The following is a 14,445-nucleotide window of genomic DNA, read 5'->3' as shown; positions in this document are numbered from 1 at the left end:
AAAACCCCGTTAGGCTGACCCCCGTGAAGGTCCTCGTCATCGGTAGCGGTGCCCGCGAACACGCCCTGTGCCACTCCCTGTCCCTCGATCCCGACGTCACCGCGCTTCATTGCGCCCCCGGCAACGCCGGTATCGCCGGGGTCGCCGAGCTGCACAGTGTGGACGCGCTGGACGGCGCCGCCGTTTCCGCGCTGGCCGCGCAGCTCGGCGCCGACCTGGTGGTCGTAGGCCCGGAGGCGCCGCTCGTCGCCGGGGTCGCCGACGCCGTGAGCTCGGCCGGTATCCCGGTCTTCGGCCCCTCCAAGGAGGCCGCGCAGCTCGAGGGCTCCAAGGCCTTCGCCAAGGAGATCATGGCCGCGGCGGGGGTACCCACCGCCCGCTCGTACGTCTGCACGAACCCCGAAGAGGTCGACGCGGCTCTCGACGCCTTCGGTGCCCCGTACGTCGTCAAGGACGACGGACTCGCCGCCGGCAAGGGCGTCGTCGTCACCAGTGACGTCGAGGCGGCCAAGGCGCACGCGAACTCGTGCGAGCGCGTGGTCATCGAGGAGTTCCTCGACGGCCCCGAGGTCTCCCTCTTCGCCATCACCGACGGCGCGACGGTCCTCCCGCTCCAGCCCGCGCAGGACTTCAAGCGCGCGCTCGACGGCGACGAGGGCCCGAACACCGGAGGCATGGGCGCGTACTCCCCGCTGCCGTGGGCGGACCCGAAGCTGGTCGACGAGGTCATGGAGACCGTCCTGCAGCCGACCGTCGACGAGATGCGCCGCCGCGGCACCCCCTTCTCCGGCCTGCTCTACGCCGGTCTCGCGATCACCTCTCGCGGCGTCCGGGTGATCGAGTTCAACGCCCGCTTCGGCGACCCGGAGACCCAGGTCGTGCTGGCCCGCCTGAAGACCCCGCTGGCCGGTGTCCTGCTGGCCGCCGCGACCAGCAACCTCGCCGACCTGGAGCCCCTGCGCTGGAGCGAGGACGCGGCGGTCACCGTCGTCGTGGCCTCGCACAACTACCCCGGCACGCCGCGCACCGGCGACCCGATCACCGGCCTGGCCGAGGTGGCCGCCGAGGACGCCCCGCACGCGTACGTGCTGCACGCGGGCACCCGCCAGGACGGTGACGCCGTGGTGAGCGCGGGCGGTCGCGTCCTGTCCGTGACGGCGACCGGCAAGGACCTCTCCGAGGCCCGTGAGCGGGCCTACCAGGCAGTGGGCCGGGTCCGCCTCGACGGTTCCCAGCACCGTACGGACATCGCGGCGAAGGCGGCCCTGGACGCGGCCACCGGTGCGGGCGCCGGCGCCTGAGAAAACGGGCGCGAAATCCCGCCGCCGATAAACCCGACAGGCCCCGCATCCGTCTCAGGATTCGGGGCCTGATCCTTGCTTTCTGTCACCTACCTTTCCCCAAAGCCATTCCATCGAGCGACCGATGCCCCAACCGGCTGACGGGGGCCGGGGCCCCAACTAGGGTGCGGCGCAAGCATTCCGGCACTTGGCCCACCGGCATTGCGATGTCAGTGCGTGGTGCCACAGTGGGGGAGTAGCAACGCTGGCAGAACCAGGCAACCAGGACAGCGGGGAGGGGGTGAGGTCCGGTCGTGACAGGTATGGGTGTGGAGGTAGGCGCGCAGGCCGCGCGGCATCGGGCACTCGCCGTGCTGCGCATCCGCAGCCGGGCGCTGGCTGTCGCGCTGGTGCCCGCGGCCGTCGCCGTGGTGCTGCTGGCCGGCGGTGCCACGGACCATCTCGTGGGCCCGTTCTGGAGCGGGGCCCGCTGGGCGGTGACCGTGGCCGCCGTCCTCGTGCTGCTCGCCGCCGCCGGCATCGCGCTGGTCGTCTCCCGCGCCCGCCCCGCCGTGAGCCCGACGGTACCGATCGCCGAGGAGTCGGCCCCCGACCTGTACCGCATGGTGCGCGACCTCGCCGACCGCCTCGACGTGCCCGTTCCCTCCGCGATAGCGCTCACCCCGGACTGCGACAGCTGGCTGGAGGACCGTACCCACCCGGCCCACGGCCCGCCGCCGCGGGAGAACCGGGACGAGCTGGCCGGCGCGCAGGGCGCACCCCGACGGCCCGCCGCCGCTCCGGTGCTGGTCATCGGCTCCCCGTTCCTGTGGTGGATGCGCGTGGGCGAACTGCGCGCGGTCCTCGCCCCGGTCGTGGCCGGTACGGGGCCCTCGGCGCACCCGGACATAGCGGCGGCCCGCCGCTTCGTGCGGGGCCTGGACGCCGCGGTGGCCGTGGCCTCGGCACCCCGCCGGGACCCGGTCACCCGTACGGTGCTCGCGGGCGTCGGCTGGGTCGTCCGGCTCCTGCTGCGCGGCTGTCGCGGTCATGCCGCCGAGATGGAGCGCGGTGTGGCCGCCGCGGCGGCCGAGCGTGCACAGGCTGTGGACTACGGACTGCGGATCGTCGCCCAGGAGCAGGTGGGTCTCGCGTACGCGGGCTGGGACCGGCTGCTGACCAAGGTCGCCCTGCCCGCCTGGCGCATGGGCCGCTGGCCGTCCCGACTGGACGCGGGTGTCGTCGCGGCCCTGACCGAGCTGTCCCGCCGCGACCGCCTGGCCGAGGGATTCGCCTCCCGGCTGGGCGAGCGCCCCGCCTGTGACCTGCTGGAAGAGCCCGGCACGGTGGATGAGGCGGCTTCGCTCCTCGCCGCCAGACTCTTCCACGGAGGTCCCGCGGAGACTGGTTCGGGCTGGTCCCCGGTGGACTGGCAGGAGTATCCGGAGGAGGTCGTCGACCGCAAGTGGCGCACGGACGCCGCCCGTCTCGACCGCGTCCTGGACACCCTCGGCGTCCGCCGCTCCCCCGACCCGGCGTCCCTCGCGCCTGCCGCCCCCACCCTGGCCCGGATAATCAACCACCTGTCCGAGCCGCTCCCGCCCACCGACGGCACCACCATCGCGCCTCTCGGGTCCCACCCTCCGAACGGCGACATCGAAGCCGGCGGCGACACCAGCACTGAAGACGGCACCGCCGACCCTGAGGACAGCATCACCGTCCCCGGTGACGACCCCCACGGGCCATCCCAGGCCCCTTCCCGCACCGTCCCCCACGGCAGCGAGCGCGGTGCCGATCTCGCCGATCGACTCAGAGCCGAGGTCGCCCGGGAGGAGGCGGCCGCCGCTCCGCGGACGGACGGGAACCAGCCCGCGGCCGGACAGGGCGGCCCCGACACCATCCTGTGGGACGGCGGCATGCTGCCCCTCTTCCCCTTGCAGCCACCCCGTACCGGACGCGAGCTGCTCGCCGACCACGTCACCGCGATGGTCTGCTGCGCCGCCATCGACAACGCCGGCGCGACACCGGGCCTCGACTGGCTGGACGGTCCGTCGCTGCTGGTCAACGGCGAGCGGACGACCGACCTGACCTCCCGCGTCCTCAGCCTCGTGGAGGAAGGCGACCCCGCGCCGCTGCGAGCCTGGCTGGTCGAGTCGGGCATACGCCCCGAGAAGCCGGTCCGCCTCACCTGACGGCTGCCCCGGGCCATGACTCCCGGTAATCGGATTCCCCTGTTCCACTTTCGGTCAATTCGCAACGAATAGTGACAGCCCGCGTGCTTAATGTGATGTGCTGGGACCGTTCGCGCACATGGCAAGAGCGTGCGACATACGACAGGCAGATGACGCACGCCTCACACCAACACGACACACACAAACGGGGGCACGAGGGAGGGAAGCGACGATGGGACCGGGAGCGCGACAGGAGCAGATCCGCCGCTGGGAGTCCGGAGCACTCGCGCACGCCGTGACGGATCCCTTCGGCCAGGGCCCCGTTCCCTGGCTCCGAGGCAACGTGACCTACTTCGACGACTCCGGCCAGGTCGTCCCCTGGTACGTCGACCCCGCCCAGCAGCCTCCCCCCGGTGCGAGCCGAGGCGCCGGCACCGGCCACCACCGCGTCCCAGCCCCCCGAAGCGCCGGAGGCCCCCGCTCCGCCGACGACGTCCACCGCCAGATCAAGGGCTTTACCTCCACGGGCGCGGTCGCCCCCGGCGAGGCCGTCGACTTCCACATCACCGTCGACCCGCCGCAGGAATTCGCCGTCGACATCTACCGCATCGGCCACTACGGCGGTGACGGCGCCACCAAGATCACCACCAGCCCCCGGCTGCCCGGCATCGTCCAGCCGCCGCCCCTCACGGCCGACCGCACCGTCTCCTGCCACCACTGGTGGCTGTCCTGGCGCCTACAGGTCCCGTCGTTCTGGAGTGTCGGAGCGTATGTCGCCGTCCTCACCACCGCCGACGGTTACCGCTCGCACATCCCCTTCACCGTCCGCCACGACCACCCCGCGGACCTGCTGCTCCTGCTGCCCGACGTGACCTGGCAGGCGTACAACCTCTACCCGGAGGACGGCCGCACCGGCGCCAGCTTCTACCACGCCTGGGACGAGGAGGGCCGGCTGCTCGGGGAGTCCGACGCGGCGACGACGGTCTCCTTCGACCGCCCGTACGCGGGCGCCGGCCTCCCCCTGCACGTCGGCCACGCCTACGACTTCATCCGCTGGGCCGAGCGCTACGGCTACGACCTCGCCTACGCCGACGCCCGCGACCTGCACGCCGGTCACATCGACCCCACCCGTTACCGCGGCCTGGTCTTCCCCGGCCACGACGAGTACTGGTCGGCGGCCATGCGCCGCACCGTCGAACGGGCCCGCGACCACGGCACCTCACTCGTCTTCCTCTCCGCCAACTCCGTCTACTGGCAGGTGGAGTTGGGCCCCTCGCCGTCCGGCGTCCCCGACCGCCTGCTCACCTGCCGCAAACGCCGGGGACCTGGCAAACCCGCGCTGTGGCGCGAGATCGACCGCCCGGAGCAGCACCTGGTCGGCATCCAGTACGCCGGTCACGTGCCCGAACCCAGCCCGCTGGTCGTCCGCAACGCCGACCACTGGCTGTGGGAGGCGACCGGCGCACAGGAGGGCGACGAGATCGAGGGTCTGGTCGCGGGCGAGGCGGACCGCTACTTCCCGCGCGCCCCGCTGCCCGAGCACGACGACCGCGTCCTGCTCGCCCACTCCCCGTACACCGACCGCCAGGGTGTGCGCCGCCACCAGGAGACCTCCCTCTACCGGGCCCCCTCCGGCGCGCTGGTCTTCGCGTCCGGGACGTTCGCCTGGGCGCCCTCCCTGGACCGGCCGGGCCACGTCGACACCCGGGTCCAGCGCGCCACCGCGAACCTCATCGACCGCATCTGCAAACACGACTGACCACGCACCGGCCGGTCCCCGTGTCCGGAACCGGTCCCTCGTACGGGAGAATCGACCCCGTTGGGCCCGCCCGTCGCCCCCACCACTCCCTTCGGGTCCCATGGGCGCTTCTTTTTCTTCAACCACGGGGAGGAACCGTGTCCGGATTCGTAGAAAAGCCCGAGCCGATCCAGGTTCCGGGCCTGGTGCACCTGCACACCGGCAAGGTCCGCGAGCTGTACCAGAACGAGGCGGGCGACCTCGTGATGGTCGCCAGCGACCGCATGTCCGCCTACGACTGGGTGCTGCCGACCGAGATCCCCGACAAGGGCCGGGTCCTCACCCAGCTCTCCCTGTGGTGGTTCGATCAGATCGCCGACCTGATCCCCAACCACGTCCTGAGCACGGACCTGCCCGCCGGCGCCCCCGCCGACTGGGCCGGCCGCACGCTGATCTGCAAGCAGCTCCAGATGGTCCCGGTGGAGTGCGTGGCCCGTGGCTACCTCACCGGCTCGGGCCTGGTCGAGTACAACGAGTCCCGCACGGTCTGCGGCCTCGCCCTTCCGGAAGGCCTGGTCGACGGCAGCGAACTCCCCGCCCCGATCTTCACCCCCGCGACCAAGGCCGCGGTCGGCGAGCACGACGAGAACGTCTCCTACGAGGAGGTCGCCCGTCAGGTCGGCCCCGAGACCGCCGCCAACCTGCGCCAGGCCACCCTCGCCGTCTACTCGCGCGGCCGGGACATCGCCCAGGAGCGCGGGATCATCCTCGCGGACACCAAGTTCGAGTTCGGCTTCGAGGGGGAGACCCTGGTTCTCGCGGACGAGATCCTCACCTCGGACTCCTCCCGTTTCTGGCCGGCCGATCAGTGGAAGCCGGGCCGGGCGCAGCCGTCGTACGACAAGCAGTACGTCCGTGACTGGCTGACCTCGGCGGAGTCCGGCTGGGACCGCAAGAGCGAGCTGCCCCCGCCGCCGCTGCCCGAGGAGGTCGTGGAGGCGACCCGGGCCAAGTACCTGGAGGCGTACGAGCGTCTGACGGGCACGGCCTGGAGCTGACCGAGCCCACACACGAGAGGCCCCGGCGAAAGCCGGGGCCTTTCTGGACTCCCGCGCGTCCCGCGACGCACGACGAAGGCCCCGGTCGTGGTGACCGGGGCCTTCGTATACGAGCGGACGACCAGGTTCGAACTGGCGACCTCAACCTTGGCAAGGTTGCGCTCTACCAACTGAGCTACGTCCGCGCTGCGCCGTGGCGCGAGAGCAACTATACCCAACCTTTCTCGCGTGCGAGCCGCACAGCCGAGTGACGGTTCTCCGCCCCGAGCTTCGAGACCGCCGACGACAGATAGTTCCGCACGGTCCCCTGCGACAGCGCGGCCCGCTCGGCGATCTCCGCGACCGGCGCCCCGTCCTCGGCGAGCTCCAGCACCTCCGCCTCCCGGGCGGTCAGCGGCGAGTCCCCGGCGGAGATCGCGTCGGCGGCCAACTCGGGGTCGACGTACCGATTTCCCGCGTGCACCGTGCGGATGATCTCCGCGAGCCGCCGCGCGCTGACGGTCTTCGGCACGAATCCACGCACCCCCGCCTCCAGAGCCCGCTTCAGATGCCCGGGCCGCCCATGACTGGTCACGATCAATACCCGGCAGTGGGGTAACCCGGTCCGCAGAGATGTGGCGACCCTCACACCCTCACCCTCTCCGGCATTTCGGAGATCGGGGACCGCGACGTCGACCGCGTACACGAAAAAGACCCCGATCGAAACGACCGGGGTCTTCATCTGGAGCGGACGACCAGGTTCGAACTGGCGACCTCAACCTTGGCAAGGTTGCGCTCTACCAACTGAGCTACGTCCGCATTGCCTCCGACCGGCTCTCACCGATCGGCGCGAGCACCAGCCTACCTGATCCACAAGAGTGGTCGGACCGGCGGTGCAGAGCGGGTGACAGGAATTGCACACTGCGCCTTCCCCCTGGAAGGGGGATGTTCTACTACTGAACTACACCCGCATGTACTCCGTGGACTTGGCCTTTCGGCCTTGCCCCTCGGCGTGCTTCAGACTCTAGCTGATCAGGTGGGGTGCAACGCAAGTCGGTTGCCCTCAGGGCCCGCTGACGGTCCCTGAGGGCGCCACACCGTGGCTGTCACCGTGCGGCGGCGAACGCCTCGTAGACCTTCTTGGGGATGCGCCCGCGCGCCGGGACGTCCATCTTGTTCGCCTGTGCCCAAGCACGGACGGCCGCCGGGTCCGGCGCGACCTCCGTCTGCTTGTACGTCTTGCCGGACCTCGACCGCTTGCGGCCGGCGTCCACGTACGGCGCGAGCGCCTTACGCAGTTTCTTGGCATTGGCTTGGTTCAGGTCGATCTCGTACGACTTGCCGTCGAGTCCGAAGGCGATCGTTTCCGCCGCTTCCGAGCCGTCGATGTCGTCAAAGAGAGTGACCACGACCTTCTGCGCCACGAATATCGGTCCCTTCGTGCGGCATCTCTGCGATGACGTGCCAAGACGTCTGGGAGATGCCGACTGTCCGCCTGTTATTGGGCAAAGTATCTGCTATTGACAATTCATTTGTACAGTGCCCGGCATTGCAATGTGAAGCCCGACTAAATCTGTCCGCGTGTCCCCGGCGCAATAGGCCTGGTGTACCGATCCGGGATCTTTCCCTGAACTTTTCGTGAAGCTCCGGCTCCGATACCTGATCGTGACAGCCGTCACGTAGATTCCTACAACTCTACCCGCGTAGAAATTTTGTACGGGTAGTCTGAAGGCACCTGCAGGAACCTGCTCAGCACCACAACACCGGGAGTGCCAGTGGCACGCGTCGTAGTCGACGTCATGCTCAAGCCGGAGATCCTCGACCCCCAGGGCCAGGCGGTGCAGCGCGCACTGCCGCGGCTGGGTTTCGAAGGGATCTCCGACGTACGTCAGGGAAAGCGATTCGAACTGGAAGTTGACGGGACGGTCGACGAGGCCGTGCTCGCCCGCATCCACGATCTTGCGGAATCTTTCCTCGCCAACACCGTGATCGAGGACTTCACCGTCAAGGTGGAGGAAGTCGCGGAGGCCGCGAAGTGACCGCTCGTATTGGCGTCGTCACTTTCCCGGGCAGTCTTGACGACCGGGACACGCAGCGTGCGATCCGTCTCGCGGGCGCCGAGCCGGTCGCCCTGTGGCACAAGGACAAGGACCTTCATCAGGTCGACGCCGTGGTGCTGTGCGGTGGTTTCTCCTACGGCGACTATCTGCGCGCCGGTGCGATCGCCCGCTTCTCGCCGGTGATGGAGACCCTCATCGAGCAGGCGAAGGCCGGGCTGCCGGTCCTCGGTATCTGCAACGGGTTCCAGATCCTCACCGAGGCCCACCTGCTTCCCGGCGGGATGCTCGGCAACGACCACCTCCACTTCATCTGCCGCGACCAGAAGCTGCGGGTGGAGAACGCGGACACCGCCTGGACGACCGACTACGAGGCCGGCCAGGAGATCAACATCCCGCTGAAGAACATGGACGGCCGGTACGTCGCCGACGAGTACACCCTGGACAAGCTGGAGGCCGAGGGCCGCGTCGCCTTCCGGTACGTCGTGGGTGGCGACGCCGCTGACGGATGCGGCAACCCCAACGGCAGCCTCCGGGACATCGCCGGCATCACCAACGAGGCCGGCAACGTCGTGGGCCTGATGCCGCACCCGGAGCACGCCGTGGAGCCGCTCATCGGCTCCGGCCGCACCGACGGTCTCCCCTTCTTCACCTCGATCCTCAAGAAGCTGGTGGGCGCATGAGCCGGACGCCTCTGGACACGGTCGAGCACGCGACCGCGACCCCCGACGTCGAGCTGCCCTGGGCCGAACTCGGCCTGAAGAAAGACGAGTACGAGCGGGTGGTGGAGATCCTCGGCCGCCGCCCGACCGGCGCCGAGCTCGCCATGTACTCGGTCATGTGGTCCGAGCACTGCAGCTACAAGTCGTCCAAGGTGCACCTGCGCCAGTTCGGCGAGAAGGCCCCCCAGTCCGACGCGCTGCTCGTCGGCATCGGCGAGAACGCCGGCGTCGTGGACGTCGGCCAGGGGTACGCGGTCACCTTCAAGGTCGAGTCGCACAACCATCCGTCGTACGTGGAGCCGTACCAGGGCGCCGCGACCGGTGTCGGCGGCATCGTGCGCGACATCATCGCGATGGGTGCCAGGCCGGTCGCCGTCGTGGACCCGCTGCGTTTCGGCGCCGCCGACCATCCCGACACCAAGCGCGTGCTGCCCGGTGTCGTCGCGGGCATCGGCGGCTACGGCAACTGCCTGGGTCTGCCCAACATCGGCGGCGAGGTCGTCTTCGACGCCTGCTACCAGGGCAACCCGCTGGTCAACGCCGGTGCCATCGGCGTCATGCGGCACGAGGACATCCACCTCGCGAAGGCGTCCGGCGCGGGCAACAAGGTCATCCTGTACGGGGCCCGCACCGGCGGTGACGGCATCGGCGGCGCGTCGATCCTGGCGAGCGAGACCTTCGACGACGCCAAGCCGTCCAAGCGCCCCGCGGTCCAGGTCGGCGACCCCTTCCAGGAGAAGCTGCTGATCGAGTGCACCCTGGAGGCCTTCAAGGAGAAGCTGGTCGTCGGCATCCAGGACCTCGGCGCGGCCGGTCTGTCCTGTGCCACCTCCGAGCTCGCCTCGAACGGCTCCGGTGGCATGCGCGTGACGCTGGACGACGTACCGCTGCGTGACTCGACGCTCTCGCCCGAGGAAATCCTCATGAGCGAGTCGCAGGAACGCATGTGCGCGGTCGTCGAGCCGGAGAAGGTCGACCGGTTCCTGGAGATCTGCGACAAGTGGGACGTCATCGCCACCGTCATCGGTGAGGTGACCGACGGCGACCGTCTGGAGATCTACTGGCACGGCGGCAAGATCGTCGACGTCGACCCGCGCACGGTGGCGCACGACGGACCGGTCTACGAGCGCCCGTACGCCCGTCCGCAGTGGCAGGACGCGCTGCAGGCGGACGACGCGAACAAGCTGCCTCGGCCGGCGACGAGCGAGGAGCTGAAGGACCAGGTCCTGAAGCTGGTGTCCTCGCCGAACCAGGCCTCCAAGTCCTGGATCACCTCGCAGTACGACCACTTCGTGCAGGGCAACACGGTGCTGGCCCAGCCCGAGGACTCGGGCATGATCCGCATCGACGAGGAGACCGGCCTCGGCGTCGCCATCGCGACGGACGGCAACGGCCGGTACGCCAAGCTGGACCCGTACACGGGCGCCCAGCTGGCCCTCGCCGAGGCCTACCGCAACGTGGCGACGACCGGCGCCACGCCGCTCGCGGTCTCCGACTGCCTGAACTTCGGTTCGCCCGAGGACCCGGCGGTGATGTGGCAGTTCGCGGAGGCCATCCGCGGTCTCGCCGACGCCTGCCAGCAGCTCGGCACCCCGGTGACCGGCGGCAACGTCTCCCTGTACAACCAGACCGGCGAGGCGGCCATCCACCCGACCCCGGTGGTCGCGGTCCTCGGCGTCATCGACGACGTGGCCCGGCGCACCCCGGTCGCCTTCCAGGAGGAGGGCCAGCTGCTCTACCTCCTCGGCGACACGCGTGCCGAGTTCGGCGGTTCGGCCTGGTCGCAGGTCGTCCACGACCACCTCGGTGGCCTGCCGCCCGAGGTCGACCTGGAGCGTGAGCGGCTGCTGGCCGAGATCCTGATCTCCGCCTCCCGCGACGGCATGATCGACTCCGCGCACGACCTGTCCGACGGCGGTCTGGTCCAGGCCGTGGTCGAGTCGGCGCTGCTCGGCGGCAAGGGCGCACGGCTGATCGTGCCGGACGGTCTCGACGCGTTCACCTTCCTGTTCTCGGAGTCGGCGGGCCGCGCGGTCGTCGCCGTCCCGCGTTCCGAAGAGGTCCGCTTCAACGACATGTGCGGTGCGCGGGGTCTGCCGGTCACCCGCATCGGTGTCGTCGACGGCGACTGTGTGGAGGTCCAGGGCGAGTTCGCGCTCTCCCTGGAGGAGCTGCGCACGGCACACGAGGACACCATCCCGGCGCTGCTGGCGTAGGCCTGGTCCGCCCGCTGCCGGCCGTACGGCTGTGAAGGCCCCGCCCGTTTCGACGGGTGGGGCCTTCGTCGGTCGTGTCCCTGCCGCCGGCAGTTCCTCGGCGTCCCGCACCACCACGAGATCTTCGACGCCCCGGCGGGCGCCGCCCGGTCCCGCCTACGCTGACCTCCATGTCCCCGGCCAAGAAGCGTGCGCGTACCTACGACCCCGGCAGGATCCGCACGGCGGTGCTCACCCAGTTCGGGAGCGTACGAGAGGCCGTACGCACGCTCACCCCCGAGCAACTCGCCCTGCCCACGCGGCTGGCTGGCTGGACTGTCCGGGACCTGGCCGCGCACGTCGCGATGGCGGTGGAGACCGTCAGCCGCAACCTCGACCGGGCCGAACCCCCGAAGGCGGAGCTCGCCCTCCTGGACTGGCCCTTCGCCACCGCCGCGCGAGCCGCAAGCATCCTCGACGACACCCTGGACCTCGCCGCCGCCCACCCCGACCTGAACGCCCTCTACGCCCGCACCGAGGAACGGCTCACCGAGGCCCTCGCCACCGCTCCCGGCGGTCGCCTCCTCGCCGCCCGTACCGGCGCCATCACGCTCGCCGACTACCTCGTGACCCGCACCGTCGAACTCGTCGTCCACACCGACGACCTCAACGCCGCCGTCCCCGGCCTGGACATCCCGTACGACCGCCAGGCGCTCGCGGCCGCCACCCGGCTCCTGGCCGACGCCCTCGCCGTCAAGGCCCCCGGCGGCTCCACCGAGGTGCGGATCCCGCCGTACGCCGTGGTCCAGTGCGTCGAAGGACCCCGGCACACCCGCGGCACCCCGCCCAACGTCGTCGAGACCGACCCGCTGACCTGGATCCGGCTCGCGTGCGGACGGTCGACCTGGACGGACGCGGTCGAGGAGGCGAAGGTCAGCGCGAGCGGGGAGCGGGCGGACCTCGGCGGACTGCTGCCGTTGCTGGGCTGAGCGCGGGCCCTGAGGGGAGCGGGAGCGGGCCCAGGTGGACCGGAGTGGAACCGATCACCCCGTGTGTCCCGTCGAACCGGCATGTACCGGCAGAAGCAGCGACTGATCAAGCCCCTGATCACGACGGCCGCCGTGGTCCTGCTCCCCCTCGCGGCGGCCTGCGGCAGCGAGAAGGCGGGCAGCGGCGGTGAACAGGCCGACAGCGGAGCGGTCGGCGCCGAACGGCCTGTCACCGATGTGCGCTGGAACATCGACAGCGTCACCGCAGACGGCACGACGCACAAGACCGACGACAACGCCCACCTCACCTTCGACAAGAAGACCGGCAAGGTCGGCGGCCGGCTCGGCTGCAACCACGTCAACGCGAAGGCCACCGTGCGCGACGGACATATCACCCTGGGCGCCCCGGCCACCACCCGAATGATGTGCGACGCCTCACTCATGAAGACGGAACGGGCCCTGCTGCGCCTCTTCGACGGGCAGGTCAGCTTCCGGATCGATCAGGAAACTCTCACGCTGACCAGCGCAAACGGCACGAGTGCGCGGGCGGTCGCTGCCGAGTGATCCGCTTCGGCCGGGAACTCTGGAGCATTCCCCAATTCGGACCAGTGGTCGATCTCGCCTACACTCGGTGCCGTGCCACGTGGTGACGGTCGACTCAGTCATGATCTGCTCCCCGGTGAGAAGGGCCCCCAGGACGCATGCGGCGTCTTCGGTGTCTGGGCTCCGGGCGAAGAGGTCGCCAAGCTCACTTACTTCGGGCTCTACGCCCTTCAGCATCGAGGTCAGGAATCCGCGGGAATCGCGGTCAGTAACGGCTCCCAGATCCTCGTCTTCAAGGACATGGGACTGGTCTCCCAGGTCTTCGACGAGACCTCGCTCGGTTCGCTCCAGGGTCATATCGCGGTCGGTCACGCCCGCTACTCGACCACCGGTGCCTCCGTGTGGGAGAACGCCCAGCCGACGTTCCGGGCCACCGCGCACGGTTCCATCGCGCTCGGCCACAACGGCAACCTGGTCAACACGGCGCAGCTCGCCGAGATGGTCGCCGACCTGCCGAAGGACACCAACGGCCGCTCGACCCGCGTCGCGGCCACCAACGACACCGACCTGCTCACCGCGCTCCTCGCGGCCCAGGTCGACGACGACGGGAAGCCGCTGACCATAGAGGAGGCCGCTCCCGTGGTCCTCCCCCAGGTCAAGGGCGCCTTCTCGCTCGTCTTCATGAATGAGCACACCCTCTACGCCGCCCGCGACCCGCAGGGCGTCCGCCCGCTGGTCCTCGGCCGCCTGGAGCGTGGCTGGGTGGTCGCCTCCGAGTCCGCCGCCCTCGACATCTGCGGCGCCGCGTACGTCCGTGAGATCGAGCCCGGCGAGTTCGTCGCCATCGACGAGAACGGCCTGCGCACCTCACGATTCGCGGACGCGAAGCCCAAGGGCTGTGTCTTCGAGTACGTGTACCTGGCCCGCCCCGACACCGACATCGCCGGGCGGAACGTGTACCTCTCCCGCGTGGAGATGGGCCGCAAGCTCGCCAAGGAAGCCCCGGTCGAGGCCGACCTGGTCATAGCGACCCCGGAGTCCGGCACCCCCGCCGCCATCGGCTACGCGGAAGCGTCGGGCATCCCCTTCGGTGCCGGGCTGGTCAAGAACGCCTACGTGGGCCGGACGTTCATCCAGCCCTCACAGACCATTCGCCAGCTGGGCATCCGACTGAAGCTGAACCCCCTCAAGGAAGTCATCAAGGGCAAGCGCCTGGTCGTCGTCGACGACTCGATCGTGCGCGGCAACACCCAGCGCGCCCTGGTGCGCATGCTCCGCGAGGCGGGCGCGGCGGAGGTCCACATCCGGATCTCCTCGCCGCCCGTGAAGTGGCCCTGCTTCTTCGGCATCGACTTCGCCACCCGCGCCGAGCTCATCGCCAACGGCATGACCATCGACGAGATCGGCACCTCCCTGGGCGCCGACTCCCTGGCGTACATCTCCATCGACGGCATGATCGAGGCGACCACCATCGCCAAGCCGAACCTCTGCCGTGCCTGCTTCGACGGTGAGTACCCGATGGATCTCCCGGACCCCGAGCTGCTCGGCAAGCAACTCCTGGAGACCGAGCTGGCCGCCGGGCCCGCCGCCACGGCCGCGGCCGACGCGATCCGACGTCCGTAGACAGCCCCGGATCATCCGCAGACGACCGCAGTACGACCGCCGTACGACTGCACTGACGACTGCGATGACGACTGCAATCCGACACGAAAG

11 protein-coding genes, 3 tRNA genes and 1 pseudogene are annotated in these 14,445 nt (G+C 70.1%); 10 read left to right on the top strand and 5 right to left on the bottom strand.

Going from position 1 to position 14,445, the window contains the following annotated elements:
- Positions 1-23 precede the first annotated feature (23 nt).
- The 4 genes from purD (at position 24) to ACFYRY_RS36385 (ending at position 6,247) form a co-directional block, all read left to right on the top strand.
- Complete coding sequence (gene purD, locus ACFYRY_RS36400; RefSeq protein ID WP_389155700.1) at positions 24-1,301, top strand: phosphoribosylamine--glycine ligase; 1,278 nt, start codon at positions 24-26, stop codon at positions 1,299-1,301.
- A 302-nt stretch (positions 1,302-1,603) separates the two neighbouring features.
- Positions 1,604-3,472 carry a hypothetical protein gene (locus tag ACFYRY_RS36395; RefSeq protein ID WP_389155697.1) on the top strand — a complete coding sequence of 623 codons (1,869 nt, stop codon included), beginning with the start codon at positions 1,604-1,606 and terminating at the stop codon, positions 3,470-3,472.
- 211 nt (positions 3,473-3,683) lie between these two features.
- Positions 3,684-5,210 carry a N,N-dimethylformamidase beta subunit family domain-containing protein gene (locus tag ACFYRY_RS36390; RefSeq protein WP_389155694.1) on the top strand — a complete coding sequence of 509 codons (1,527 nt, stop codon included), beginning with the start codon at positions 3,684-3,686 and terminating at the stop codon, positions 5,208-5,210.
- 137 nt (positions 5,211-5,347) lie between these two features.
- Positions 5,348-6,247, top strand: a complete 900-nt coding sequence (locus tag ACFYRY_RS36385; protein WP_389155691.1) for a phosphoribosylaminoimidazolesuccinocarboxamide synthase — start codon at positions 5,348-5,350, stop codon at positions 6,245-6,247.
- 112 nt (positions 6,248-6,359) lie between these two features.
- Here the strand turns inward: ACFYRY_RS36385 and ACFYRY_RS36380 are convergent.
- The 5 genes and pseudogenes from ACFYRY_RS36380 to ACFYRY_RS36360 all read right to left on the bottom strand — a co-directional run bounded on the left by ACFYRY_RS36380 (position 6,360) and on the right by ACFYRY_RS36360 (position 7,650).
- Positions 6,360-6,432 (bottom strand) — tRNA-Gly (locus ACFYRY_RS36380).
- Positions 6,433-6,455: 23 nt separating this feature from the next.
- Positions 6,456-6,923, bottom strand: a pseudogene (locus tag ACFYRY_RS36375) (LuxR C-terminal-related transcriptional regulator); the annotation flags it as partial.
- 46 nt (positions 6,924-6,969) lie between these two features.
- Positions 6,970-7,045, bottom strand: a tRNA-Gly gene (locus ACFYRY_RS36370).
- Positions 7,046-7,125: 80 nt separating this feature from the next.
- Positions 7,126-7,197 (bottom strand) — tRNA-Gly (locus tag ACFYRY_RS36365).
- A 135-nt stretch (positions 7,198-7,332) separates the two neighbouring features.
- Positions 7,333-7,650: an Lsr2 family protein gene (locus ACFYRY_RS36360; RefSeq protein WP_389155689.1), complete on the bottom strand. Its 318-nt coding sequence runs from the start codon at positions 7,648-7,650 to the stop codon at positions 7,333-7,335.
- Positions 7,651-8,001: 351 nt separating this feature from the next.
- On the opposite strand from ACFYRY_RS36360, the gene purS reads away from it, so the two are divergent.
- The 6 genes from purS to purF all read left to right on the top strand — a co-directional run bounded on the left by purS (position 8,002) and on the right by purF (position 14,355).
- Positions 8,002-8,265 carry a phosphoribosylformylglycinamidine synthase subunit PurS gene (gene purS, locus ACFYRY_RS36355; RefSeq protein WP_356764512.1) on the top strand — a complete coding sequence of 88 codons (264 nt, stop codon included), beginning with the start codon at positions 8,002-8,004 and terminating at the stop codon, positions 8,263-8,265.
- Positions 8,262-8,966, top strand: coding sequence for a phosphoribosylformylglycinamidine synthase subunit PurQ (gene purQ, locus ACFYRY_RS36350; RefSeq protein WP_389155685.1), 705 nt, complete (start codon positions 8,262-8,264; stop codon positions 8,964-8,966). Before purS ends, purQ begins: the two co-directional genes overlap by 4 nt.
- Complete coding sequence (gene purL, locus ACFYRY_RS36345; RefSeq protein WP_389155683.1) at positions 8,963-11,221, top strand: phosphoribosylformylglycinamidine synthase subunit PurL; 2,259 nt, start codon at positions 8,963-8,965, stop codon at positions 11,219-11,221. The genes purQ and purL overlap by 4 nt, the downstream gene beginning before the upstream one ends.
- A 170-nt stretch (positions 11,222-11,391) precedes the next feature.
- A complete protein-coding gene (locus tag ACFYRY_RS36340) occupies positions 11,392-12,189 on the top strand; it encodes a sterol carrier family protein (protein WP_389155680.1) in 798 nt (265 codons plus the stop codon).
- A gap of 81 nt (positions 12,190-12,270) precedes the next feature.
- Positions 12,271-12,753, top strand: coding sequence for an META domain-containing protein (locus tag ACFYRY_RS36335; RefSeq protein WP_389156238.1), 483 nt, complete (start codon positions 12,271-12,273; stop codon positions 12,751-12,753).
- 72 nt (positions 12,754-12,825) lie between these two features.
- Positions 12,826-14,355 carry an amidophosphoribosyltransferase gene (gene purF, locus ACFYRY_RS36330; RefSeq protein ID WP_389155677.1) on the top strand — a complete coding sequence of 510 codons (1,530 nt, stop codon included), beginning with the start codon at positions 12,826-12,828 and terminating at the stop codon, positions 14,353-14,355.
- Positions 14,356-14,445 lie beyond the last annotated feature (90 nt).

It is taken from the genome of Streptomyces sp. NPDC005263, from assembly GCF_042872365.1.
In the GTDB taxonomy this organism is placed as follows: domain Bacteria; phylum Actinomycetota; class Actinomycetes; order Streptomycetales; family Streptomycetaceae; genus Streptomyces.
This window is presented reverse-complemented; position numbering and strand designations above follow the sequence as displayed.